This window comes from Micromonospora sp. CPCC 206171 (genome assembly GCF_036906755.1).
Taxonomy (GTDB): domain Bacteria; phylum Actinomycetota; class Actinomycetes; order Mycobacteriales; family Micromonosporaceae; genus Micromonospora; species Micromonospora purpureochromogenes.
Map to the genome: position 1 here is coordinate 240,507 of NZ_JBAKHT010000002.1, position 23,920 is coordinate 264,426.

27 protein-coding genes and 1 pseudogene are annotated in these 23,920 nt (G+C 72.8%); 18 read left to right on the top strand and 10 right to left on the bottom strand.

Annotated features, from left to right (window positions below; translation table 11 throughout):
- Positions 1-7: 7 nt before the first annotated feature.
- Positions 8-1,924 (top strand): fumarate reductase/succinate dehydrogenase flavoprotein subunit, encoded by a 1,917-nt coding sequence (locus V6U89_RS03830; protein ID WP_334569188.1) that lies wholly within the window; start codon positions 8-10, stop codon positions 1,922-1,924.
- Positions 1,924-2,991, top strand: coding sequence for a succinate dehydrogenase/fumarate reductase iron-sulfur subunit (locus V6U89_RS03835; protein WP_334569189.1), 1,068 nt, complete (start codon positions 1,924-1,926; stop codon positions 2,989-2,991). Before V6U89_RS03830 ends, V6U89_RS03835 begins: the two co-directional genes overlap by 1 nt.
- Positions 2,992-3,082: 91 nt before the next feature.
- Here the strand turns inward: V6U89_RS03835 and V6U89_RS03840 are convergent, their stop codons facing one another.
- Positions 3,083-3,472 carry a (deoxy)nucleoside triphosphate pyrophosphohydrolase gene (locus V6U89_RS03840; RefSeq protein ID WP_442933865.1) on the bottom strand — a complete coding sequence of 130 codons (390 nt, stop codon included), beginning with the start codon at positions 3,470-3,472 and terminating at the stop codon, positions 3,083-3,085.
- A gap of 238 nt (positions 3,473-3,710) precedes the next feature.
- Between V6U89_RS03840 and V6U89_RS03845 the strand changes: the two genes are divergently transcribed.
- Entirely contained in the window at positions 3,711-4,019 is a 309-nt protein-coding gene (locus V6U89_RS03845; protein ID WP_334569191.1) for a 4a-hydroxytetrahydrobiopterin dehydratase, read from the top strand.
- Between the two features lie 297 nt (positions 4,020-4,316).
- A complete protein-coding gene (locus tag V6U89_RS03850) occupies positions 4,317-4,655 on the top strand; it encodes a hypothetical protein (protein ID WP_334569192.1) in 339 nt (112 codons plus the stop codon).
- Positions 4,656-4,719: 64 nt separating this feature from the next.
- Here V6U89_RS03850 and V6U89_RS03855 read toward each other — a convergent pair whose 3' ends face one another.
- Positions 4,720-5,793: a DUF4190 domain-containing protein gene (locus tag V6U89_RS03855; RefSeq protein ID WP_334569193.1), complete on the bottom strand. Its 1,074-nt coding sequence runs from the start codon at positions 5,791-5,793 to the stop codon at positions 4,720-4,722.
- 85 nt (positions 5,794-5,878) lie between these two features.
- Between V6U89_RS03855 and V6U89_RS03860 the strand changes: the two genes are divergently transcribed.
- From V6U89_RS03860 to V6U89_RS03870, 3 genes are all read left to right on the top strand, one after another.
- Positions 5,879-6,241: a PH domain-containing protein gene (locus V6U89_RS03860; protein WP_088960401.1), complete on the top strand. Its 363-nt coding sequence runs from the start codon at positions 5,879-5,881 to the stop codon at positions 6,239-6,241.
- A 34-nt stretch (positions 6,242-6,275) separates the two neighbouring features.
- Entirely contained in the window at positions 6,276-6,929 is a 654-nt protein-coding gene (locus V6U89_RS03865) for a class I SAM-dependent methyltransferase (RefSeq protein ID WP_334569194.1), read from the top strand.
- Between the two features lie 231 nt (positions 6,930-7,160).
- Complete coding sequence (locus tag V6U89_RS03870; RefSeq protein ID WP_334569196.1) at positions 7,161-7,970, top strand: permease-like cell division protein FtsX; 810 nt, start codon at positions 7,161-7,163, stop codon at positions 7,968-7,970.
- Between the two features lie 3 nt (positions 7,971-7,973).
- Here V6U89_RS03870 and V6U89_RS03875 read toward each other — a convergent pair whose 3' ends face one another.
- A complete protein-coding gene (locus tag V6U89_RS03875; protein WP_334569197.1) occupies positions 7,974-8,483 on the bottom strand; it encodes a hypothetical protein in 510 nt (169 codons plus the stop codon).
- Positions 8,484-8,729: 246 nt separating this feature from the next.
- Between V6U89_RS03875 and V6U89_RS03880 the strand changes: the two genes are divergently transcribed.
- Positions 8,730-9,257 (top strand): hypothetical protein, encoded by a 528-nt coding sequence (locus V6U89_RS03880; RefSeq protein WP_334569198.1) that lies wholly within the window; start codon positions 8,730-8,732, stop codon positions 9,255-9,257.
- A 71-nt stretch (positions 9,258-9,328) separates the two neighbouring features.
- Here V6U89_RS03880 and V6U89_RS03885 read toward each other — a convergent pair whose 3' ends face one another.
- On the bottom strand, positions 9,329-9,463 hold the full coding sequence (locus V6U89_RS03885; RefSeq protein WP_334569199.1) for a hypothetical protein: 135 nt from the start codon (positions 9,461-9,463) through the stop codon (positions 9,329-9,331).
- A gap of 300 nt (positions 9,464-9,763) precedes the next feature.
- Here V6U89_RS03885 and V6U89_RS30160 point away from each other — a divergent pair, with 300 nt between their 5' ends.
- Positions 9,764-10,018 carry a zinc finger domain-containing protein gene (locus tag V6U89_RS30160; protein WP_442933856.1) on the top strand — a complete coding sequence of 85 codons (255 nt, stop codon included), beginning with the start codon at positions 9,764-9,766 and terminating at the stop codon, positions 10,016-10,018.
- Positions 10,019-10,173: 155 nt separating this feature from the next.
- A complete protein-coding gene (locus tag V6U89_RS03890) occupies positions 10,174-10,533 on the top strand; it encodes a hypothetical protein (protein ID WP_334569200.1) in 360 nt (119 codons plus the stop codon).
- A gap of 196 nt (positions 10,534-10,729) precedes the next feature.
- Here V6U89_RS03890 and V6U89_RS03895 read toward each other — a convergent pair whose 3' ends face one another.
- The 3 genes from V6U89_RS03895 to ychF form a co-directional block, all read right to left on the bottom strand.
- On the bottom strand, positions 10,730-11,509 hold the full coding sequence (locus V6U89_RS03895; protein WP_334569201.1) for a hypothetical protein: 780 nt from the start codon (positions 11,507-11,509) through the stop codon (positions 10,730-10,732).
- Positions 11,473-12,060: a SigE family RNA polymerase sigma factor gene (locus V6U89_RS03900; protein WP_334569202.1), complete on the bottom strand. Its 588-nt coding sequence runs from the start codon at positions 12,058-12,060 to the stop codon at positions 11,473-11,475. Before V6U89_RS03900 ends, V6U89_RS03895 begins: the two co-directional genes overlap by 37 nt.
- Positions 12,061-12,314: 254 nt before the next feature.
- Positions 12,315-13,400, bottom strand: a complete 1,086-nt coding sequence (ychF, locus tag V6U89_RS03905; RefSeq protein WP_334569203.1) for a redox-regulated ATPase YchF — start codon at positions 13,398-13,400, stop codon at positions 12,315-12,317.
- 104 nt (positions 13,401-13,504) lie between these two features.
- Between ychF and V6U89_RS03910 the strand changes: the two genes are divergently transcribed.
- On the top strand, positions 13,505-14,089 hold the full coding sequence (locus V6U89_RS03910) for an exonuclease (protein WP_334569204.1): 585 nt from the start codon (positions 13,505-13,507) through the stop codon (positions 14,087-14,089).
- A 47-nt stretch (positions 14,090-14,136) separates the two neighbouring features.
- Here the strand turns inward: V6U89_RS03910 and V6U89_RS03915 are convergent, their stop codons facing one another.
- Positions 14,137-14,871, bottom strand: coding sequence for a peptidase E (locus V6U89_RS03915; protein WP_334569205.1), 735 nt, complete (start codon positions 14,869-14,871; stop codon positions 14,137-14,139).
- A 68-nt stretch (positions 14,872-14,939) separates the two neighbouring features.
- Positions 14,940-15,479 carry a MarR family winged helix-turn-helix transcriptional regulator gene (locus V6U89_RS03920; RefSeq protein ID WP_334569206.1) on the bottom strand — a complete coding sequence of 180 codons (540 nt, stop codon included), beginning with the start codon at positions 15,477-15,479 and terminating at the stop codon, positions 14,940-14,942.
- A 52-nt stretch (positions 15,480-15,531) separates the two neighbouring features.
- Between V6U89_RS03920 and V6U89_RS03925 the strand changes: the two are divergent.
- Positions 15,532-16,353 (top strand): annotated as a pseudogene (locus V6U89_RS03925) (EamA family transporter); the annotation flags it as partial.
- A 77-nt stretch (positions 16,354-16,430) separates the two neighbouring features.
- On the opposite strand, the gene V6U89_RS03930 reads toward V6U89_RS03925, so the two are convergent.
- Positions 16,431-16,880: a hypothetical protein gene (locus V6U89_RS03930; RefSeq protein ID WP_334569207.1), complete on the bottom strand. Its 450-nt coding sequence runs from the start codon at positions 16,878-16,880 to the stop codon at positions 16,431-16,433.
- Positions 16,881-17,054: 174 nt separating this feature from the next.
- Between V6U89_RS03930 and V6U89_RS03935 the strand changes: the two genes are divergently transcribed.
- The 6 genes from V6U89_RS03935 to V6U89_RS03960 all read left to right on the top strand — a co-directional run bounded on the left by V6U89_RS03935 (position 17,055) and on the right by V6U89_RS03960 (position 23,905).
- Complete coding sequence (locus tag V6U89_RS03935; protein ID WP_334569208.1) at positions 17,055-17,564, top strand: SigE family RNA polymerase sigma factor; 510 nt, start codon at positions 17,055-17,057, stop codon at positions 17,562-17,564.
- A complete protein-coding gene (locus V6U89_RS03940) occupies positions 17,561-18,022 on the top strand; it encodes a hypothetical protein (protein ID WP_334569209.1) in 462 nt (153 codons plus the stop codon). Before V6U89_RS03935 ends, V6U89_RS03940 begins: the two co-directional genes overlap by 4 nt.
- A gap of 154 nt (positions 18,023-18,176) precedes the next feature.
- Positions 18,177-19,685 (top strand): DNA-3-methyladenine glycosylase 2 family protein, encoded by a 1,509-nt coding sequence (locus tag V6U89_RS03945; protein ID WP_334569210.1) that lies wholly within the window; start codon positions 18,177-18,179, stop codon positions 19,683-19,685.
- Positions 19,682-20,191, top strand: a complete 510-nt coding sequence (locus tag V6U89_RS03950) for a methylated-DNA--[protein]-cysteine S-methyltransferase (RefSeq protein ID WP_334569211.1) — start codon at positions 19,682-19,684, stop codon at positions 20,189-20,191. Before V6U89_RS03945 ends, V6U89_RS03950 begins: the two co-directional genes overlap by 4 nt.
- A 37-nt stretch (positions 20,192-20,228) precedes the next feature.
- Positions 20,229-22,034: an ABC transporter ATP-binding protein gene (locus V6U89_RS03955; protein WP_334569213.1), complete on the top strand. Its 1,806-nt coding sequence runs from the start codon at positions 20,229-20,231 to the stop codon at positions 22,032-22,034.
- The gene (locus tag V6U89_RS03960) at positions 22,031-23,905 is read left to right on the top strand and encodes an ABC transporter ATP-binding protein (RefSeq protein WP_334569214.1); all 1,875 of its coding nucleotides are present in this window, start codon (positions 22,031-22,033) and stop codon (positions 23,903-23,905) included. Before V6U89_RS03955 ends, V6U89_RS03960 begins: the two co-directional genes overlap by 4 nt.
- Positions 23,906-23,920: the final 15 nt, after the last annotated feature.

Below are 23,920 nucleotides of genomic sequence, written 5' to 3' on the forward strand. Positions count from 1 at the left end.
CCTGGACATGACGACTACCACTCGCATCGAACGACACCACTACGACGTCGTCGTGATCGGAGCCGGCGGCGCCGGCCTGCGCGCGGCGATCGAGGCCCGGCTGGCGGGCAAGAAGACCGCCATCATCTCCAAGTCGCTCTTCGGCAAGGCGCACACCGTGATGGCCGAGGGTGGCGCGGCGGCCGCCATGGGGAACGTGAACAACCGGGACAACTGGCAGGTCCACTTCCGCGACACCATGCGCGGCGGCAAGTTCCTCAACAACTTCCGGATGGCCGAGCTGCACGCGAAGGAGTCGCCGCAGCGGATCTGGGAGCTGGAGACGTACGGGGCGCTCTTCGACCGCACCAAGGACGGGAAGATCTCCCAGCGCAACTTCGGCGGTCACGAGTACCCGCGGCTGGCGCACGTCGGCGACCGCACCGGCCTGGAGCTGATCCGCACCCTCCAGCAGAAGATCGTCTCCCTCCAGCAGGAGGACAAGCGCGACCACGGCGACTACGAGGCCCGGATCAAGGTCTTCTCCGAGACCACGATCACCGAGCTGCTGCTCGACGGTGACCGGGTCGCCGGCGCGTTCGGCTACTACCGGGAGTCCGGCGAGTTCGTCCTCTTCGAGGCACCGGCGGTGGTGCTGGCCACCGGCGGCGTCGGCCGGTCCTACAAGGTCACCTCGAACTCCTGGGAGTACACCGGGGACGGTCACGCGCTGGCGCTGCGCGCCGGGGCGACGCTGATCAACATGGAGTTCCTCCAGTTCCATCCCACCGGCATGGTCTGGCCGCCCTCGGTGAAGGGCATCCTGGTCACCGAGTCGGTGCGCGGCGACGGCGGCGTGCTGAAGAACTCCGAGGGCAAGCGGTTCATGTTCGACTACGTCCCCGACGTCTTCCGCAAGCAGTACGCGGAGACCGAGGAGGAGGCGGACCGCTGGTACACCGACCCGGACAACAACCGGCGCCCACCGGAGCTGCTCCCCCGCGACGAGGTCGCCCGCGCGATCAACAGCGAGGTCAAGGCCGGCCGGGGTACGCCCGCGGGCGGCGTCTACCTGGACATCGCCTCCCGCCGCTCGGCCGAGGAGATCCGTCGCCGGCTGCCCTCGATGTACCACCAGTTCAAGGAGCTGGCCGACGTCGACATCACCGCCGAGCCGATGGAGGTCGGCCCGACCTGTCACTACGTGATGGGTGGCGTGGAGGTGGACCCGGACTCGGGCGCCGCGTACGGCACCGTGCGCGGGCTCTTCGCCGCGGGTGAGGTCTCCGGGGGCATGCACGGCTCGAACCGGCTCGGCGGCAATTCCCTGTCCGACCTGCTGGTCTTCGGCAAGCGGGCCGGGGGGCACGCGGCGTCGTACGCCGAGCAGCTCGGCGCGCGGCCGAAGGTGTCGATCGGCGCGGTGGAGGCGGCGGTGGAGACGGCGCTGGCACCGCTGCAGCGGGACACCGGCGAGAGCCCGTACACCCTTCAGCAGGACCTCCAGGCGGTGATGGGGGATCTGGTCGGGATCATCCGGCGGGAGGGTGAGCTGGTCGACGCGCTGCGCCGGCTGGCGGAGCTGCGTGAGCGGGTGGCCAAGGTCAGCGCCAGCGGCGGCCGGCGCTACAACCCGGGCTGGCACCTGGCCCTGGACCTGCGCAACATGCTGGTGGTGTCGGAGTGCACCGCGAAGGCGGCGCTGGAGCGGCAGGAGTCCCGCGGCGGGCACACCCGGGAGGACTTCCCGGCGATGGAGCCGAAGTGGCGGAGGGTCAACCTGGTCTGCTCGCTGGACGGCGACACCGTACGCCTGGACCACAAGCCGCTGCCGACGATGCGGCCGGAGCTGATCGGCCTCTTCGACCGTGCCGAGCTGGCCAAGTACCTGACCGACGAGGAGCTCGCGGAGTTCGACGCCCTCGCTGAGGAGGCGGGCAAGTAATGGGCAACAAGCGACAGTTCCGGATCTGGCGGGGCGACGAGACCGGCGGCGACCTGCAGGACTACACGGTCGAGGTGAACGAGGGCGAGGTGGTCCTCGACGTCATCCACCGGCTCCAGGCCACCGACGCGCCCGACCTCGCCTGCCGGTGGAACTGCAAGGCGGGCAAGTGCGGCTCCTGCTCGATGGAGATCAACGGCAAGCCGCGGCTGAGCTGCATGACCCGGATGTCGACCTTCGAGGAGGCCGAGACGGTCACGGTGACCCCGCTGCGCACCTTCCCGGTCATCCGGGACCTGGTCACCGACGTCTCGTTCAACTACGAGAAGGCCCGGGAGATGCCGGCCTTCGCGCCGCCGGCCGACGTGGCGCCCGGGGACTACCGGATGCAGCAGGTCGACGTGGAGCGCTCGCAGGAGTTCCGCAAGTGCATCGAGTGCTTCCTGTGCCAGACCGTCTGCCACGTGATCCGCGACCACGAGGAGAACAAGCAGGCCTTCGCCGGCCCCCGGTTCTTCATCCGGGCGGCGGAGCTGGACATGCACCCGCTGGACGCGAAGACGGACCGCAAGGATTACGCGCAGGCCGAGCAGGGGCTGGGCTTCTGCAACATCACCAAGTGCTGCACCGAGGTCTGCCCCGAGCACATCAAGATCACGGACAACGGGATCATCCCCATGAAGGAGCGGGTCGTCGACCGCAGGTACGATCCCCTCGTGTGGCTTGGTAGCAAGATCTTCCGTCGGGGTGACACGCCCCAGAGCACCGCGGGCAGCGCGGGGAAGGAGTCCGCGGTGCACAGCGGCGCTCGTCAGAGTGGGGTCCACTCGCACGCGGGAGGTTCGCACGATCCGCTCGCCGAGGTGCAGGCCCAGCAGGGTGTGAACTGGCACCGCGAGGTCCCGCACCCGACCGCCCCGGCGGTCGACGCCACCGGCCGGCTGCCGCTGACGGAGCTGACCTTCGACCGGGCGGCGGCGCCGTCCCCGTTCGGCGACGACGTCACCTTCCCGCTGCCGCCGGAGCACCTCAACTTCGCTCACCCGAGCCAGGACGAGAAGCACTGATCAGGGCAAGCATCGACGGGGGCCGCGGCGACAGCCGCCGGCCCCCGTCCCCTTTCCGCCCCCCTGTCGCTTTCCCCGCCTCGTCCCGGGGTCAGGGGGCGGTCAGGAGGAGGGGGCGGAGGGCGGCGACGATGGGGGCGTCGGCGGGGAGCCAGATGACGGTGTCCAGCTCGGCGGCGGAGAGCCAGCGCATGGCCTGGTGCTCCAGCGCCTTCGGCTGGTCGTCGTGCAGGAGCCGGGCCGCGTACACCTTGAGCACCGAGCGGCCGTGGGCCATCCGGACGTCGCGCCCCACGCGGTCGCCGATCTCGACGCGTACGGCCAACTCCTCGGCGCACTCACGGGCCAGCGCGGCGGTCTCGCTCTCGCCCGGCTCGACCTTGCCGCCGGGGAACTCGTACATCCCGGCCACCTCCGGCGGCGCCGACCGCGCGCAGGCCAGCACCCGCCCGTCGCGGATGATCGCCGCCCCGACGATCACCTTCGGCTCGCGCCGCTCGTCCTGTCCGCTTCCGCCTACCCGTTCGGTCCGCACGGGCGTCCAGCGTGCCAGATCAATCGTCGGTTTGGGTACCGTCCCCGACCGGTAGGTCAGCAGAACACGGAAGTGTGGGCGTGGACACACCGTCCCACTGACGACAGACTAGGGAACATCGCGAGGGACACGGGACGGCGACGATTTGGCCACAAGCCGGCAACGACGCCTGGGAGGTGCGGTGATGCGCGGGCTGTTCAACACCCGGGCGAAGCACGACTACCTCAGCGACGCGCTGACGCTCCTCACCGGTTGGACCCGGGAGGGTGAGCAGATCCGGCGGACCCTCGTGATGGACGACACCCAGCACGCGGCGCTGACCGAACGCGTCAAGGTGGTCGCGGACGCGCTCCGGCTACGTCCCGAGATCAGTCGCCGGGACGAGGAGACCCAGATCCGGGTCGGGCATGGCGACGGTGAGCCGCTGACCGAGGGCGAGGTCCTGCTGGCGGCCCGCATCGAGGACGCGTACCGGGCGGTCACCGCTTCCTGAGCGGCGCCCGTCGAGGCCCCAGCCCGGTGGCAGGTGTCCATCGTCGGCCCCCGTCCCCCACCGCCGAGGTGATCGGCGGCGTCGCTGCCAGCCTAGGGCTCACCGCCCGGCCTCGCCGGAACGTGCGGGACCGGGCCGGCCGAGTGGCCGGTCGGCAAGGTCCCTCGCCCCCTCCTGAAACTTTCCTGAAAATCTGTCGTTTCGGTGAAGTCACCCAGGGTACAAGCTTTGGCACGGGCAGGCAGAAAGAGCCCGTAGAGGACCAAACACCCCGAAGTTATCCCCCTTGGAGCTGACATGACCACGCCCACCGGCACCAACGTCACCACCCACGGCGTGGACCACCACGGCGACCACCTCGGTCACCACGACGTGCGGGTCGCCCGTCGGCACGGCGACGAGACCAAGCCTTCGTGGAAGACCACCGAGCTCGCCGTCTACCTGCTCTCCGTGATCGGCGTGCTGATCGCCTCGAACGCCGTCGGCGACGGCGCCGCCAACAACGGCGGGGACTACTTCGCCGCCGACAAGGCCTGGTGGTACATCACCCTGCTGACCATCGGTTACCTGGTCAGCCGGGGCCTGGCGAAGTCGGGCAGCCGCACCCGCGACGACGACCCGCGCACCAACCACTGACGACCGCACCTCCGCAGCCCCGCCGCGCCGCGTCCCCCGACGCGACCGGCGGGGCTCGCGCCTGTCAGCGCGCCGGTTCGCCCTGCACGGTGGACAGACCCAGGGCCCGGCGTACGGCCAGCTCCGTCTGCGGCTCGCGACGCTGCTCGGCCTGCGCCACCAACCGGAGCGTCTGGTCACGGTCGGCGGACTTCTCGGCGTCCCGCCAGTACGCCGCGGCCTCCTGCGCCTCGGCGATCAGCTTCTCCATCGGCTCCTTGACCTGCGCCGGCCACGTCTGGGCGCTGAGCGCGAGCCAGAACCGGCCGTTGGCCGTCGCCGTGCGGGCCACCATGGCGCGCAGCTCGGCCGGCGCGGCGGTCGGGCCCTGGGCGGCGAGGACGGCCCGGGCCTCGTCGAGCTCGCGGGTCGCCATCAGGTAGGCCAGCTGCTCGGGGCGGACCACGGTGGCGTCCTGGCGCAGCTGCCGGGTCAACGGCGTCGACCCGGCGGCCAGATAGCAGGTGATCTGCGGATAGGTCGGCCACTCGACCCGCGACGGGACGTACCAGCGCAGCCGCACGTCCGGCGGGAGCGAGAGCGGGTCGAGGACATAGCTGCGCTGCTGCTGCCGGCAGGCCGTCTCGGCCCGCGCCGACAGCGCGGCCGTGCCCGGGTACGCCTCGCCGGCGTGCCGAACGTAGGCGGGCAGGCGGTCGACCAGCTCCGCGTCGTGCGGCGCGGTGCAGGGCACCGTGGTGACCTCCTCCGGCGCGGTGCGCGTACCCGTGGGGGTGTCGTCGACGCGGAAGCAGTCACCCGCCCGCAGCCCTCGGACGCCGACCGGCGGGTCGGGCCGGGACACCACCTGAGTGAGGACCAGTACCAGCGCCAGCGCCCAGACGCCGCAGAGCACCAGCCCGGCGACCGCCAGGCCCCGGCCCCGCTCCCCGGTCCGCCTGATCCGGCGCAGCGCGACCACCCCGAGCACCGCCCCCAGCACGCCGCCGAGCAGTCCGAGGACGAAGGCGGCGATCGCCAGGCGGTTCAGCCGCCCGTGCGACGCCCGGGGCCCCGCCCACGGCTCCCACTCGCCCCCGGCCGCCTCGACGAGGCCGGGCGACGCCGGTTGCCTCGACCTGGTCTCATCCATGGTCATGTCGCGTTCCTTCCCCCGTGTCCCCGGTGCGGCGTGCAGACTAGTCGACCGGGCCGGCTGGCGTCCGCTTCCTACCGTGGGATCCATGGCCAATGCGACGTACGACCGCAAGGAGCAGTTCCAGCAGATCCAGAGTGGACTGCTCGACGGAGAGCAGATCATCGCCGTCTACGACGCCGTCGGCACCGGCACCGGGTTCATCGGGCTCACCGACCGGCGCGTGATCATCCAGGACCGGTCGTTCATCGGCAAGCGGTACGCCATCACCAGCATCCCGTACTCGAAGATCACCAGCGTGAGCGTGGTGAGCAACAAGTCGTGGGGCGGCTCGTTCTTCTCCACCGGAGCGATCGCCGTCCACGTCGGCACGCACACCTACGAGGTGGAGTTCCGGGGCGCGCAGAAGAGCCACCACGTGCACAACGTGATCCTGCACTACATCTCCTGACTCCCCATTGGCGCGACCCTGGCAGGCTCGTGGCATGTCTCAGGCGACAGACCACGACCGCATACGCCGGAGCTACGACACGGTGGCCGAGGCGTACTGGGAACGCATCGGCGACGAACTGGCCGGCAAGCCCCTCGACCGGGCGCTGCTCGCGGCCCTCGTCGAGGGGGTCGGCGACGCTCCGGTGGCCGACCTCGGGTGCGGACCCGGGCACGTGGCGGCCTGGCTGGCGGAGCGCGGCGTCACCGCCGTCGGCGTCGACCTCTCCCCCGCGATGGTCGCCGCCGGCCGGCGCAGGTACCCGGAGGTGGAGTTCCGCCAGGGCGACCTGCTGAGCCTGCCGGCGGCGGACGGCGAGTTCGGCGCGGCGGTGGCGCTCTACTCGGTCATCCACCTGCGCCCGGCGGAGCTGCGGCCGGCGTTCGCCGAGATGCGGCGGGTGCTGCGGCCCGGCGGCTCGCTGCTGGTCGCGTTCCACCTGGGCACCGAGGTGCAGCGGCTGACCGACTGGTGGGGCCTTGAGGTCGATGTGGACTTCCACTACCACGAGGTGGAGACCGTCGCCGGGGCACTGCGCGAGGCCGGTTTCACCGAGGAGGCCCGGCTGGAACGGGCACACCACCCGCAGGAGGGCGAGACGCAGCGCTGCTACCTGCTGGTCCGGCGCCCGGACGAGGGGACGAGCTGAGCGGGCGTGTCGGGGGCCGTCGCCAGGGTGCGGCGATGACCGGAGAACAGCTCACGCCCCCGCCCTGCTGCGGGAGGCCCACGCCGGTGGCTTCGACTACGCCGGCGGCGACGGCATCGATTTCGAGCCGGTGATCGACTTTCTCTGCCGCTGAGGCCGGGTCGGTCCGGGGCGCCACACGGTGTGAGTTGGCGCCCCCACGACTCGTTGCCGGTTGGCTAGGGTGCTCGGGTGCGTAGATCGGCTTCCGTCCTGGCCGCGCTCCTGGCGGCCGCCCTGCTGAGCGGCTGCACCGGCGGGCCCTCGGCCGAGGACCGGCCCGTGAACCTGAAGGCCCGGGTGTTCCTGAGCACCGACGCCAGTGACGCCCAGGCGAAGGCCGTCGAGACCCACCTGCGCGGCGTCCCGGACATCACCGGCCTGACCTTCATCACCCGCGAGCTGGCGTACGAGAGGATGCGAGCGGACCTGAAGGACCGTCCGGACCTGCTGGAGACGCTCACGCCCGGGCACATGCCGCAGTCGTACGAGTTCACCATGCCGACCCGCCGGATCTTCGAGCGCACCTACCAGGGGCCGCTCCGCGGTGAACTACGAAAGCTCGACGGCGTCGACTCGATCGTCTTCCCGGGCAGGAAGTCGCAGCCGTCGGTGGACGAGTGCGTGATGAGCGTCCGTACGGCGGCCGATCCGGCGCCGAAGCTCGACATCGTCGTCTTCCTCATGAACGAGGCGTCCGAGGCGGAGAGGCAGGCGGTGCAGTCACGCCTGCGCGCGGTGCCGGGCGCGAGCGACGTACGGCTGCGCAGCCGGGAGGAGGGGTACGAGATCCTCAAGGAGAGCTACCGGGACGTCGCCCCCGAGATCGCCGCCTCTGCCAAGCCGGAGGACCTGCCGGAGGCGCTGGTCCTGACCATGGTGGACCGCGACGCGGTGTTCCGCGCCAACGACGATCGGATCGACGAGCAGGTCTGTCGCCTGACCGGGGTCGAACGGGTCATCGTCCCGCCGAAGCCGCTGGCCCGCCGGCATTCGGCATAACCGTCAGCACTGGTCGAGGCGGCGGAACTCGTCGACGGAGACGGTCTCCCCGGCGCGCCAGGTCCGCACCATCCCCGAGCGGAGCTGCGGGTCGGCCAGCACCTCCTCGGGTACGAAGCTGACGCCGTCCAGCTTCCCGTCCCCGGAGCCCGGGCCGGTCAGCACGCCGGCCAGGACGTACTCGTGGTCGGCGGTCAACGCCCGCGGGTCCTGCCCCGGTCCGGGCTGCCGCGGCCAATCGTCCGTCCAGGCGTCCCCCGGATCGCCCAGCACGACGCTGTCGGGACGGTCGTCGCCCGCCGGCCGGAGGGTCACCCGTACCTCGCCGTGCGAGACGTCGGTCAGGGTCAGGTGGTCCAGCTCCTGGTCGGGACAGACCGCCATCAGGCCGACGACGCGTCCCTGCGGGTCGACGCTCACGCCCAGCTCGCCACGCAGGCGCGGGGTGCAGCCCGCGAGACCGCACCCGACCAGAATCAGGGCCGTCGCGACGGCCACCGGGCGCTTGCGCATCTCGTCCCCCAGGGGTGCGGCTCTCCTCACCCTAGGAACGCCCGGACACAGGCGGGTCACAGTGGAGCCACCCCTGCGGTCAGGGCCGGCACCTGGCTGCTCGCAGATGACGACGAGCGATGGGTACGGCTCGACCTCGGCGTGAGCCGGCCGGCGACGCAGACGGTCCTGTCCGACCGCCCCACTAGGGTCGGGTCGGTCCTCGGGAGATCGCGAGCCCGGCCAACGGTCGACAGGAGAATGAACGTGGGTGCTTCAGGTTGGTCGTACAGCGTCGCCTACCAGCCGGACGTCGCCGCCGCGCTCCGGCAGCTACGTCAGGACGTGTACGACCGGGGCGAGTACTACCGCGAGGAGCCGGACCCGACGCACGCCCTGGCCGAGGACGAGTTCCGCGCGACGCTCGATCCCGCGCACGACGACAGCGGAATCAACGAGTTCCTGCTGAACGATTGGCAAGCCGCGCAGCGGCGGCCCCGGCCGGTCGACCCGGACTCGCTGCTCGCCGCGCAACCGTACTCGGGTACGCACTCCGTCATCGACATGGTCGACGGCGTCTCGGACGAGCCGACGGCGTGCACCGTGTCCCCGCTGACCGGCGAGCAGTTGCTCGCTTACTTCGGCACTGTTCACCCCGCGCCGGACCAGGTCCTCGCGTGGATGAAGAGCTTCGATCCCTACCCGATCCGGGAACGCTGGGAGGGCGTCTACGTCGTCAGCTACGTCGACGGCCACCCGGACCAGATCCACTTCACCGGGTTCTCCGGCGACTGACCCATCGACTCCCAGGACAAGGCTCCTCGCCACCGGCCGGGTGGCCGTTCAGCCCCCGGCCGGTCGCGGTATCACTGGAAACGCCTGCCGGGCCTTCTGGCACCGGTCGGCTTGTTGATCACGGAATCCTTGGCTCGGCGGCGCACCACGATCGCGCTCGCTCTCCGCCGCAACCCCTTCAGGATCCTGTCCTTCATCGCCAGCATCCCCTCTCGCGTACGTCAGATCAGTCGTGCACGTTTCCGCACCGGACAATCGATCCTTCGCGTACCTCAGTCCGCGTACCCGATGAGGCTGCAGCCATTCATCAGCGTCGGGTCACACTGCCCCTGGCCGACGTCGGCTGGCAGACCGAACGCCCCGACCACCGCGCCTGACCCGAAGAGACAGGTCGGAACCGGACAAGCGTCACCGTCGGGCTGGCTTCCTGGCAGGCCCGTATCGCGCTTTTCCGCAGGTCAACAGGGGGTGCGTGTGACGGCAAGCAGAGCGGGAAGGTCAGTCGGATGACCGACCCAGGGGAGCTGGCGCGAAGCGCGCTCCAGCGAATCCACCAGGCTGCCGTGAGACATCGGGACCTTGAGCTGCACCACGCGGCCGATGACATCGTCCGAGCGGCCCAGGCGAGGGGCCTCGATACGGGGTCCGTCGAGTCGTACCGCCCCTGCCCGGTGTGCGGTGCTGAGCCGGGACAGTTGTGCATGAGCGTCCCTGACCGCCCAGTGCAGCCGGGCAACATGCACGTTGAGCGCATGCAATAGGGCCACTTTCCGTTCCCTCCAAGCGGGCACAGCACGCCGTCATTCGATCCAGCGGATCCACCGGGCCGCCGAGAGCTTGCCGGCGCGGCTTCTCGTCCCTTGAGGCGATGATTGCGTCCCTCCTCGGCTGCCATGTCATTGGTACCGTTGGTGCCGTGCCCACAGCCGGAAATCTGGCGGCACCGCTGCCGACACCTCCGCGCCGAACCGTGGCAGCGGTGGTGACGAGCCTGATCGGGGCTGTTCCCGGAGTGGCCCTGTCGCTTGCTCCGCTGGCACTCATTCATCAGTACGTGGAGGTGTTCGCGGCCACCGCCACGCCGGACAGCGGATTCAACATCTACACCCTCGGGGCGCTGGCCTGCTTGGCGCTCGGCGGCTTGCTGCTGGTGAGCGCGCTTGTGTCGTTGTTCTTCCGGCAGACCCGGGCGCTCGGTATCGGGTACCTGTCAGGGCTCGTAGCCGGGCCGGTCTCCTTCATGTTTGTCCTCGTGGTCGCGAGGCTGGCCGCATAGGGCCTGCAGAGCGGCATCATCCTCACTGTCTACCGTCGACCCGCCCTTCTGGGGAGCGGGCCGTCGCCGTACGAGCCATCAAGGAGACCTTGACGGCTCGTACGGACGTTGGCCGGTCGGCCGGTGGTCTGCTCGGCTCGCCCGGGCACGACCCGTCGTCATCGGCGAGGCGGGCCCGAGCCAGTTACTTGGACGATCACGTATGGGCGTGGGCCGGCGGTTTGACCTTCACCGGAGTGCCGTAGTCGGACAGTTCGGTGACCACGTGCAGGTGGTAGGTGAAGACCTTCCCCCTGGTGACGGACACCGTACGGTCGTAGGCCACCTTCGCGATCCGCTTGTCCCCGCCCAGCGTCACCTGGCCCACGAGACGGTCGACGGCGCCCCGCGAGGGAACGTCCTTCACCTGGACCTCGAAGTGGTAGGCGCCATCGGGGGCCTCGGTGACCTTGGCCCCGGCCCGCCGGAGGGTACCGAACAGCCCCTGCGGATCCGCCGAAGCGGTCAGGCCACCGCCCAACGCGAGGTCGTAGTCCAGGTTGGCTTGCTGGCCCGGGTATCGGCTCCAAACGATCTTACCGTTGTCAGGCGCGGTGCCGTCCCGGGCGCCGATGTACCGGACGCCGTTGACCAGCCGCTCATGTTCGAAGCCCGCAGCGACCATGGGACGCAGACCCGTGTACGGCGAATCCAGGTAGCCCGTGGCCGTTGCCGGATCGAAGGCTCCCTTGGTCACCCAGCTCGGGCTCACCGGCTCGGGCAGTTCATTCTTCGGCGGGAGCTTGTCCTTCACGGTGGTCGTGACCTTCACCCGGTAACTGATGTTTCCGCTGGCCGCGGCAGCTGCGGCGAGCCGCAGCTGCGGCGTGTCGGCCGTCGTCGCCGGCGGCCGCTCGGCAACCGGCCCGGGCGGGACTGCCGTGCCGCCGGTGCCCACGGTCAAGGCCGCGGCCAGCACCCCGGCCACACCGACCACGCCGGCGGCGTACGCGGTGCGGTGCAAGGCGGTGCGCCGCCGGTGCCGTCGAGCGGCCTCCCCCAGTACGTCACGGGTGAACGCCAAGCCGGCGACCTGGTCCCGCATCCCGACGTCGACTTGACGGTGCCAACCGAGCAGCCGAGCATCTCGGCGGCTTCGGATTCGCTGAACTGCTCCCAGTAGCGGAGCACCAGCACGGCCCACTGCCGCGGCGGCAGCATGGCCAGCGCCTGGATGACTGCCTGCCGGAGGTGCAGCGCATCGGTACCGTCCGCCTGGCCCGGTGGCTCGATCTCGGCCAACACCTCCGGCCGGCGCCTGCGGAGCCGCCACCGGTCAACGGCAAGGTGGTACAGCGTGCGACGCAGGTACCCCTCCCTGTCGCCCTGTACCCGGCTCCAGTTCCGCATCAGCCGCTCCAGCGCCACCTGCAAGAGGTCTTCCCCGGCGACCCGGCTGCCGGTCAGCAGTACCGCCGTCGCGAGGAGCGCACCGCCGCGTTCGGCGACGAGGACGTCCAACCCGTCGAAGCGTTTCTTCCGCCGCACCCGATCTCCCGTCCCCACCAAGGACGACGGGTACGGCCCGAAGGTTGACTGGCCGGCGACGTTTTTCGGCCCCCCGACCTCGCGCACGGCACGGCACGGCGGCGGGTTCAACTTCCGCGCCGCACACCCGGGTCAGTCCAAGCCGGTTGCCGAAGGGGGCGGTGCGATCTACGCGGCTGCGGTGCTGGATCGGCGTCGGCGAGCGCTCCCGGTGTGGCTCAGAGCGACGGCCCAACCGCCTGAAGGGGCCGCAATCAGACGTTGAAGCGGAACTCCACCACGTCGCCGTCCTGCATGACGTACTCCTTGCCCTCGATCCGGACCTTGCCGGCGGCCTTGGCCGCCGCCATCGATCCGGCCTCGACCAGGTCGGCGTAGGAGACGACCTCGGCCTTGATGAAGCCGCGCTGGAAGTCGCTGTGGATGACGCCCGCGGCCTCCGGCGCGGTCGCGCCGACCGGGACGGTCCAGGCGCGCGCCTCCTTGGGGCCCGCCGTCAGGTACGTCTGAAGCCCGAGCGTGCGGAAACCGATCCGGACGAGCTGGTCCAGGCCGGGCTCGTTCTGCCCGATCGACTCCAGCAGCTCGCGGGCCTCCTCCTCGGGCAGGTCCACCAGCTCGGCCTCGATCTTGGCGTCCATGAAGACCGCCTCGGCGGGCGCGACCAGCGCGCGCAGCTCGTCGAGGAACTCGGCGTTGGCCAGCTCGGCCTCGTCGACGTTGAAGACGTACAGGAAGGGCTTGGTGGTGAGCAGGTGCAGCTCGCGCAGGTGCTCCAGCTCGATCTTCGCGGCGGCGGCGCCGGCGTAGAGCGTGGTACCGCGGTCGAGGACGTCGACGGCGGCCTTGGCGGCGGCGACCGCAGCGGCCCGGTCCTTGCGGAGCTTGGCCTCCTTCTCCAGCCGCGGCAGCGCCTTCTCCAGGGTCTGCAGGTCGGCGAGGATCAGCTCGGTGTTGATCGTCTCGATGTCGTCGGCCGGGGAGACCTTGCCGTCGACGTGCACCACGTTCGGGTCGGAGAACGCGCGCACCACCTGGCAGATCGCCGAGGCGTCGCGGATGTTGGCCAGGAAGGCGTTGCCCCGGCCCTGCCCCTTGGAGGCGCCCCGCACCAGGCCGGCGATGTCGACGAACGACACCGGCGCCGGCAGCACCTTCTGCGAGGAGAAGATCTCGGCGAGCTTGGCCAGCCGCTCGTCCGGCAGCCCGACCACGCCGACGTTGGGCTCGATCGTGGCGAACGGGTAGTTCGCGGCGAGCACGTCGTTCTTGGTGAGCGCGTTGAACAGGGTGCTCTTGCCGACGTTGGGCAGGCCGACGATGCCGATGGTGAGACTCACGACGAGCCAGCTTACGCCGGTGTCCGCCGACCCCCGGCAGGTAGGCCCACCAGCCGGGCGAAAAGACGTCCCGGGTACGCCGGGAGCGTTGCTAGCCTGCCCGGATGACGAGCGGGGCGGGCGAGCGGCTGCCGGAGCTGTACGTGGCGGTGGACGTCGAGGCGGACGGCCCGATCCCCGGCCCGTACAGCATGATCTCGCTGGGCATGGCGGTGGCCGGGCGACCGGACCTCACCTTCTACACCGAGCTGAAGCCGATCTCCGAGGAGTTCGTGCCGGCCGCCCTCGCGGTCTCCGGGCTCGACCGGGACCGGCTGCTGCGGGAGGCGCCCACCGCCGAGGAGGCGATGGGAGCCGCCACGAGCTGGGTCAACGGGCTGCGCCGGATCGGCCGGCCGGTCTTCCTGGCCGCGCCGGCCGTCTGGGACGGCATGTTCGTGCACTGGTACTTCGTCCGGTTCACCGGCCGCAGCCCGTTCGGCGCGACCGGCTCCGGCGTGGACCTGCGCAGCTGGTGGATGGGGCGGACCGGCTGCGAGTGGGTGCGGACCCGCAAGGGGATCATCAAGCACGAGCTGGGCCTGACCGACGTGCCGCACACCCACCACGCCGGGGAGGACGCGGCCGAGCTGGCCCAGGTCTTCGACGCCGCGCTCCGGCACCGCCCCGGGCGGGCCGAGGCGGGCTGAACCCGGGCCGCACAGTCCGCGTACCAGAAGGGGCCGGCGACCGGCGCTCAGGCGGTGAGCAGCCGGGGTTCGATCCGGGTCTCCCGGGCGCCGCCCGCGCCGTCCGGGGTCAGCTCGTACGCGGCCACGCCCTCGCGGTCGGCGACCGCCTCGGCCAGCCGGGTACCCCGGTAGACCAGCCCCACCCCGTCGTCGGTGCAGTGGCTGACCGGCAGGGTGCCGTCGCCGACCAGCCGGTGCATCAGCGGGCGGCGCTGCTCCTCGCTGTCGTAGTGCACCCCGTTGCCGTACGGCAGCCACCCGAGGCCGTCGGTGAAGGCCCGCAGCGTGCGGCCGAAGCTGTCGGTGGCGCCGCCGACGTGCCAGCAGATCGAGCCGGCGGAGACGCCGCCGAGCACCACGCCGGCCTCCCAGCACTCGCGCAGGATCTCCGGCAGGCCGTGCACCCGCCAGACGGCGCAGAGGTTGGCGACACTGCCGCCGCCGACCCAGATGATGTCCTGGGCGAGCAGGTGGGCCCGGATGTCGTCGACGGTCGGCATCGGGAACAGCGCCAGGTGGGACGGGCGGAAGCGGGTGCCGGCGAAGGCGCCGTAGAAGACGGTGAACGCGGTGGGCTGGTCGCCGACCGCCTGGTTGAGGTAGCAGATCTTCGGCTCGTCGGCCCCGGCCAGCTCGGCCATCAGGTCGAAGACCGGCCCGGGCTTCGCGTCCCAGGGGCCACGGTCCCGGCTGCTGAAGCCCATGCTGGTCGCGACGATGGTGGGTTCGCTGGCGGGCACGGATGATCCTTCCGTCGGGTGGCTGACGCCCCCATCCTGCGTCATCGCCGGCCCGGCCGTCGGCCCGGTCAGCCCGCTTCGGCGGCGGCGAGCAGTGCGCGCAGCAGATCGCCGAGGCGGGTCTGGTCCGCCGGGGGCAGCGCGTCGAGGATCCGTCGCTGCACCGCCAGGCCCGCCTCGGCGGCCTCCTCGACCGCGCGGCGGCCGGTGTCGGTCAGGGTCACCCGCAGGCCCCGCCGGTCGGCGGGGTCGGGCGCGCGGCGCAGCAGCCCGGCCCGTTCCAGCCGGTCGAGCCGGCCGGTCATCCCGCCCGAGGTGAGCATCAACGTGGCGGCCAACTCCTTCGGTGCCAGCGTGTAGGGCTCGCCGCTGCGGCGCAGCGCGGCCAGCACGTCGAACTCGCCACGGCCGATGCCCCAGTCGGCGTAGACGCGCTCCTGCGCGTCGCCGACGATCCGGGCCAGCCGGTAGATCCGGCCGAAGACCGCCATCGGCTCGGGTCGCATCCCGGCGCGCTCGCGCCGCCACTGCTCGACGATGAGGTCGACGTCGTCCCGGTCGGTCACCCCCGGATTGTGCCCCACGTCGCCCTTCCGCTTTTCGCTCACGGATGATTAGCTTAGCACTAAGCTACTTACTTCAAAGGGAATCGAGTGCCCGATGAGCCGTCGCCGCACCGACATCGCGTTGACCGCCCTCGCGCCCACCGTCTGGGGCACCACCTACCTGGTCACCTCCGAGCTGCTGCCGCCGGACCGGCCACTCTGGTCCGGCGCGCTGCGGGCGCTCCCCGCCGGGCTGCTGCTGCTCGCGCTGACCCGCCGCCGGCCGCACCGCTCCTGGTGGTGGCGGGCCGCCCTGCTCGGCGCGCTGAACATCGGCGCGTTCTTCCCGCTGCTCTTCCTCGCGGCGTACCGGCTGCCGGGCGGGACCGCCGCCGTGCTCGGCGCCGCCCAGCCGCTGCTCGTCACCGGCCTCACCGTGCTGGTGCTGCGGGACCGGCCGCACCGGCTCGCCCTGCTGGCCGCCGTGGCCGCCCCGCTGGGCGTCGCGCTGGTCGTGCTCCGGCCGGACGCCGGCACCGACCCGCTCGGCGTGGCCGCCGGCCTGGCCGGCACCGCCGCGATGGCCACCGGGCTGGTGCTCACCCGCCGCTGGGGCCGGCCGGCCGGGATCAGCACCCTCGCCGCCACGAGCTGGCAGCTCACCGCCGGCGGCCTGCTGGTCACGCCGGTCGCCGTCGCGGTCGAGGGCCCGCCGCCGGCCCCGGACGGCCCGGCCCTGCTCGGGTACGCCTGGCTCGGGCTGGTCGGCACCGCACTGGCGTACGTGCTGTGGTTCCGCGGCGCGGCGCGGCTGCCGTTGACGCAGGTCTCCGTGCTCGGCGCGCTGAGCCCGCTGACCGCCGCCGCGCTGGGCTGGCTCGTGCTGGACCAGGCGCTCAGCCCGACCCAGCTCACCGGCTTCGCGCTGGCGGTGGCGGCGATGGTGGTGGCGCAACTGCCCGCCCGTCCCGGTGGGATGGCGTCCGGACCCGTCGGCCGCCTCGGCGGGGCGGGTCAGCCGGCCAGACGCCAGTCCGCCCCGAGGGCGTCGGCCTCCGGCAGCGCCCCGGCGGGCAGCTCGGCGGCCGCGGCCAGCGGCAGGGTGAACCGGTGCGCGGCGGACGGGTCGGCCGCGTACGACTCGCCGAGCATCCAGCGCACCTCGTCGGCCGTCCAGCCCAGCCCGCGCCGGCCGGCGATCTCGCGGACCAGCCGCAGCCCCGGGCGGGTGTCGTCGTCGTAGAAGCGCATGCACCAGTGGTGCGCCCACATGCCCAGCGCCCGCAGGCCGGCCGGATCCAGCGACGCGGCGAGCCGGCCGCACGCCGTCTCCCCGAAGGGGCGCCCCGGCTCACCGACCCGGTCCCGCTCGATCGCCCCGTACGCCGCCGGCGCCACCGCCCGCATCCGGTCGTAGAAGCCCTGCACCACCGCGCGGTCGAGCCGTGCCCGCCCCGACCGCATCAGCGGGCACCCCGCCCGGCCACGCTCGCCATCGCCCCCGCACCCTTCTTGAGTTGGTGGCCGGACCGTACCGACCACTACCGACAATTTCTCGCGTCCGATTCCTTGCCACGCAACGGATAGCTGGCCCGAGCTGCGGCGTCTGTATCGGTAGGAGCGAACCGGGGAGGATGTGTGGACGACGACGAACGGGCCCGGCTGGCCGAGTTCGTGGCGAGCCGTACGCCGGCGCTGATGCGGGTCGCGTACCTGCTCACCGGCGACCGGCACGCGGCGGAGGACCTGGTCCAGTCGGCGCTGGCGCGGACGATCCCGCGCTGGCGGACGCTGCGCAACGCCGACCCCGAGGGCTACCTGCGCACGGTCATGTACCGGGAGCAGGTGAGCTGGTGGCGGCGGCTGCGCCGGTCCCGGGAGTCGCTGCTCACCGGCGCGCACGAGGTGCCCGCCGCCGATCCCAGCGGCGGCACCGACCTGCGGCTGGCCATGCGGGCGGCGCTGCGGCACCTGCCGCCGGCCCAGCGGACCGTGGTGGTCCTGCGCTACTACGAGGACCTCACCGAGACCCAGGTGGCCCAGGTGCTGGGCTGCTCGGTCGGCACCGTCCGCAGCCGTACCCACCGCGCGGTCGCCCGGCTGCGCGAGCTCCTGCCGGATGTCGAACTGCTGGAGGTACGGCGATGACGTCCCCCCTCGAAGACCTGATCCGCACCACCCTGACCGACCTAGCCGAGGAGGCCCCGACAGTGCAGGACCAGTTGCCGCCGGCGGAACGACGGGCCCGGACCCGACGCCGCGCCACGATCACCATGGGCGCGGTGGGCACGCTCGCCGCCGTCCTGATCGCCGCCCCGCTCGCCATCGCCCAGACCGGCTCGGACGCCCCGCGCCCGGCCGCCCCCACCGCCCCGACCCCGGCGCCGCGCTCGGCCGAGCCGATCCCCTCCCCCAGCTCCGAGACACCCGCGCCCCGGCCACCGCTGCCCGGCCCGTCCACTCCGCAGACTCCCCCGCCGGGCGTCCCGAGCCCCGTCCGAGCCGTGCCGTCGGCCAGCCCGGCGCAGCCTGACGCATTCCGGTTGCCGGGGGTGCCGAGCCCGATCGACACCGGGACGCCGCGCCTCAGCCCGTCCCCGCGCTGACCCCGCGAACGCGCTTCCGGGCGACCCTGCGCCCGGGGCGCGAACGCCATGCGCCCGGTGCCCCGGCCGGCTGTCGGCCGGGGTGTCGGGCGGCACCACGCCCAGGTCCGATTCCCGCGAGCCATCGGCCTGACCAGCGGGCATCATCGGTGGCGTGGAATTGGACTTCGAACGGTGCTACCGGGCCGTGGACAGCCGTGACCAGCGCTTCGACGGCTGGTTCTACACCGGCGTGACGTCGACCGGGATCTACTGCCGGCCGTCCTGCCCGGCGATGACGCCGAAGCGGCAGAACGTCCGGTTCTTTCCGTCGGCCGCCGCCGCGCAGGGCGCCGGGCTACGCGCCTGCCGCCGCTGCCGCCCGGACGCGGCGCCCGGCTCGCCGCAGTGGGACGTCCGGGCCGACGTGGTGGGTCGGGCCGTCCGGCTGATCGCCGACGGGGTGGTCGACCGGGACGGCGTACCGGGGCTGGCCACCCGGCTCGGCTACACCGAGCGGCACCTGCACCGGATGCTCCGCGCCGAACTGGGCGCGGGCCCGCTGGCGCTGGCCCGGGCCCAGCGGGCGCAGACCGCCCGCACCCTGATCGAGACGACCGGGCTGGGGATGGCGGAGATCGCCTTCGCGGCCGGGTTCGGCAGCGTCCGGCAGTTCAACGACACGGTCCGCGAGGTCTTCGGCACCGCCCCGTCGGAGCTGCGGGTGGCGCGGGGCGGCCGGCCGGTGGCGGGCGGCGCGGGGACGATCACGCTGCGGCTGGCGTACCGGCCACCGCTGCACGCCGCCGCACTGCTGGACTTCCTCGCGCTCCGCGCGCTGCCGGGCGTGGAGGAGGTACGCGACGGGACGTACCGCCGGGGGTTGCGACTGCCGCACGGCGCCGCGGAGGTGGCGCTGACCCCGGCGGCCGGCCACGTCTCGGCGACCCTGCGCCTGGCCGACATGCGCGACCTGGCCCCCGCGGTGGCCCGCTGCCGCCGGCTGCTCGACCTCGACGCGGACCCGCAGGCCATCGACGAGACCCTGGCCGCGGACCCGGCCCTGACGGCCGCGGTGGCGGCCGAGCCCGGCATCCGCCTGCCCCGCGCGGTGGACGGCTTCGAGGCGGCCCTGCGCGCCGTGGTCGGCCAGCAGGTCTCTGTCCGCTCCGCCCGCACCACCCTCACCCGCCTCCTCACGGCCGCCCGCCCCCTGAACACCCCCGATGATCATGAAGTTGTTGCCCCCGACGATGGCGTGTCGCGACAACAACCTCATGATCACGGCGCGGGCGCGGAGGGCGGGCTGCGGGGGTTCCTCCGGGCGGAGGAGGTGGCGGGGCTGCCGGACGGGGCGTTCGGGATGCCGGCGGGGCGGCGGGAGACGGTGCGCGCGCTGGCCCGGGCGGTCGCCTCCGGCGAGATCGACCTCGACCCGGGCGGGGACCGGGAGGAGGTCGTGCGGCGGCTGACCGCGGTGCCGGGGATCGGGGCATGGACCGCCGGCTACGTGGCCATGCGGGCCCTCGGCGACCCGGACGTCCTGCTCCCCACCGACCTGGCGGTACGCCGGGGCGCCGCCGCCCTCGGCCTGCCCACCGACCCGAAGACCCTCGACACCCACGCCGAACGCTGGCGCCCCTGGCGCTCGTACGCGGTGATCCGACTCTGGAGAGCAGCATGAGCATCGACAGCACCGTCATCGATACCCCCGCCGGCCCGCTGAGCATCCTGGCCGGCCCGGACGGAGCCGTCCGGGCGGCCGGCTTCACCCCGGCCCCGGAGACCCTGCTCCCGCTCGTGCACCCGAGCCTGCGCGGGACGCTGCGGCACCGCGCCGACCTCGGCCCGGTCACCGTCGCCGTCCGGTCCTACCTGGACGGCGACCTGACCGCCATCGACGGGGTGCCGGTGCGGCAGCACAGCGGCGGGGCGTTCATGACCCACGCCTGGGAGGTGCTGCGCGAGGTGAAGCCGGGCGAGCCCTTGACGTACACCGGGTTCGCCGGGCTGGCTGGCCGGCCGGCCGCCGTACGGGCGGCGGCCGCCGCCTGCGCCCGCAACGCCGCCGCCCTCTTCGTCCCCTGCCACCGGGTGCTGCGCACCGACGGGACGCTCGGCGGCTACCGCTGGGGGCTGGACGTGAAGAAGTGGCTTCTCGGGCATGAGCGGCGGTTGACGGCAAGCTGACACCGGCACCGCTCCCAGCTGACGCTACGGTCGGGTAGTGCCTGCGCAGCGTGATGGCGACCCCGCCATACCGGTGCAGGTCCACCCGCGCCCGCTGCACAACCTCCGGCGACTGGGCCCCTACCTGCGCCCGTACGCGGGCGAGTACTGCTGGCTGCTGCTCGCGGCGCTGGCCGCCACCGCGGCCAGCCTGGCGGTGCCGCTGGTGGTGCAGCGGGTGGTCGACGGCCCGATCGCCCGGCACGACGCCGACGGGCTGCTCCGCCTCGGCGGCCTGGCGCTGCTGCTCGGGCTCGCCGAGGCGATGCTGATCTTCATCCGGCGGTGGACCCAGTCCTCCTCCTCGGTGGGCATGGAGTCCGCGATCCGCGCCGACATCTACGCCCACCTGCAACGGCTCCCGGCGGGCTTCCACGACCGGTGGCAGTCCGGCCAGCTGCTCTCCCGGATCACCAGCGACCTGTCGGTGATCCGCCGGTTCCTCTCCTTCGGCCTGCTCTTCCTGGTGCTCAACCTGGTCACCTACCTCGCGGTGGTGGCCCTGCTGATCCGGCTGCACGGCCCGCTGGGCCTGCTGGTGGCGGCCAGCGCGGTGCCGCTGTTCCTGATCAGTCGCCGGTTCGCCCGGCACTACCACGCCGCGTCCCGCCGGATGCAGGACCAGCAGGGCGACGTGGCCACCCTGGTCGAGGAGACCGCGCAGGGCCTGCGCACCATGAAGGCGTACGGGCGGGGGCCGGAACTGGCCGCCCGGTTCGGCGAGCGGGCCCGGACGCTGCACGACATCGGCGTCGACAAGGCCCGGCTGCTGGCCCGCACCTCCGCGCTGTTCGACCTGGTGCCCAACCTGACCCTGGGCGTGGTGCTGGTCTGCGGGGCGGCGCTCGCCGCCCGGGGCACCCTCACCATCGGCGAGCTGGTCGCCTTCGTCAGCCTGCAACTGATGCTGATCTGGCCGGTGCAGTCGCTGGGCTGGATCATCGCGAACGCCCAGGAGGCGGCGACCGCGGCCGACCGGATCCAGGAGGTACTCGACACCCCGCCGTCCATCGTGGACGCGCCGCACGCGGTCACGCTCGCCCCGACGGAAGTGCGGGGCGAGCTGCGCTTCGAAGGCGTCTCGTTCCGCTACCCCGGCGCCCCGCAGCCGGTGCTGCGGGAGATCGAGCTGACCCTGGAGCCGGGCGAGACGCTGGCGCTGGTGGGCGCGACCGGCAGCGGCAAGAGCACCCTGCTCTCCCTGGTGCCCCGGCTGCACGAGGTGACCGGCGGGCGGATCACCCTGGACGGGCACGACCTGCGTGACCTGCGGCTGGCCTCGCTGCGCCGGCTGGTCGGGGTGGCCTTCGAGGAGCCGACGCTGTTCTCCATGTCGGTCTGGGAGAACCTCACCCTGGGCCGCCCGGACGCCGACGAGGCGGAGGTCCGCGCCGCGCTGGCGCTGGCCCAGGCCGACTTCGCGTTCGACCTGCCGTGGGGGCTGGCGACCCGGGTCGGCGAGCAGGGGCTGTCGCTCTCCGGCGGACAGCGGCAACGGCTCGCGCTGGCCCGGGCGGTGCTCGGCCGGCCCGCGCTGCTCGTGCTCGACGACCCGCTCTCCGCCCTGGACGTGCACACCGAGGCGCTGGTCGAGGCGGCGCTGAGACGGGTACTGCGGGACACCACGGCGCTGCTGGTGGTGCACCGCCCGTCGACCGTCGCGCTGGCCGACCGGGTGGCGCTGCTCGACGGGGGCCGGATCGCCGCGGTGGGGCGGCACTCCGAACTGCTCGCCACCGTGCCGGCGTACCGGGCGGTGCTCTCCGCCGAGCCGAACTCCGCGCCCGGCCTGGTGCGCTCGTGACACCCCGGCTGCCCCGGCAGCGGGCCGAGCCACCGGATGTGTCCCGCTGGCGGGGGCTGGCCACCGACCCGGACGCCGACCGCAGCCGCGCCGAGGACACCACACCCGAGGCGGTGGCCCGGCTGCGCGCCCGCAGCCGGGTGCTGCTGGGCGAGCTGCTCCGCCCGCATCGGGGCCGGCTGGGCCTGGCCGCAGGCCTGCTGCTGGCGCAGAACGCGGCCGCCATGTCCGGGCCGTACCTGGTCATGCTCGGCATCGACCGGGCCATCGCGCCGCTGCGGGCCGGCGACGCGCGCCCGCTGGCCGCCGTCGCCGGCGCCTTCGTGGTCGCGGCGGTGACCGAGTACGCGGCCCGGCGCGGCTTCCTCACCCTCTCCGCGCGGATCGGCCAGGCCGTCCTGCTGGAGCTGCGCCGGCGGGTGTACGGGCACTTCCTGCGCCTCTCGGTGGGCTTCCACGAGCGCTACACCTCGGGCCGGGTGGTGTCCCGGCTGACCAGCGATCTGGAGTCCATCGCCGAGCTCGTCGACGGCGGCATCGACAGCCTGGTGACCGCCGCACTGACGGTGCTCTCCGTGGCCGCCATCCTGCTCTGGCTGGACCTGCCGCTGGCCGCGGTCACCCTGCTCGCCTTCCCGTTCCTCTACCTGCTGTCCCGCTGGTTCGCCCGCGCGTCGGCCGACGCGTACCGGCGCAGCCGGGAGGCGGTGGCGCTGGTCATCGTCCACTTCGTGGAGTCGCTGCGGGGCATCCGCGCTGTGCAGGCGTACCGCCGGGAACCGCGCAACCAGCAGATCTTCGGGGCGGTCAACGACGGGTACCGGCGGGCCAACCTGCGGGCGTTCCGGCTGATCGCCACGTACTCGCCGGGGATCAAGGTGATCGGCAACGTCACCGGGGCGGTGGTGCTCGGGTACGGCGGCTGGCGGGTGCTCGACGGTGCGACGGAGGTGGGGGTGCTCGCCGCCTTCCTGCTCTACCTGCGCCGCTTCTTCGAACCGATGCAGGAGCTGAGCCAGTTCTACAACTCGTTGCAGTCGGCGACGGCGGCGCTGGAGAAGCTGGCCGGGGTGCTCGACGAGCGGCCCGGCGTACCCGAACCGGCGCAGCCGGTGCCGCTGCCCAGCGGGCCGGGGCGCGGGGCGGTGGCGTTCCGGTCGGTCTCCTTCGGCTACCGGCCGGGCACGCCGATCCTGGTCGGGCTGGACCTGCGGGTGCCGGCCGGGCAGACGGTCGCGCTGATCGGGCCGACCGGAGCCGGAAAGTCCACCGTCGCCAAGCTGCTGGCCCGCTTCCACGACCCGGACAGCGGCAGCGTCGAGCTGGACGGGATCGACCTGCGCGACCTGGCCGACCCGGAACTGCGCCGCGCGGTGGTGCTGGTGACCCAGGAGAACCACCTGTTCAGCGGCACGGTGGCGGAGAACATCCGGTTCGGCCGCCCGGGCGCCGACGACGCGGCGGTGCAGGCCGCCGCGCGGGCGATCGGCGCGCACGACTTCATCGCCGCGCTCTCCGACGGGTACGCCACCGAGGTGCACCGGCGCGGCGGCCGGCTCTCCGCCGGGCAGCGGCAGCTCGTCGCGTTCGCCCGGGCGTTCCTGGCCGACCCGCGGGTGCTGATCCTCGACGAGGCGACCTCGTCGCTGGACGTGCCGACCGAGCGGCTGGTACAGCGGGCGCTCGCCACCGTGCTGCGCGACCGCACCGCGCTGGTGATCGCGCACCGGCTCTCCACCGTGGAGACCGCCGACCGGGTACTGGTCCTCGACGGTGGTCGGGTGGTGGAGGACGGACCGCCCGCGCGGCTCGCCGCCGCCGGCGGCCGGTACGCCGCCCTGCACCGGCAGTGGCGCGACTCGCTGGTCTGAACCGCCGGTCCCCGG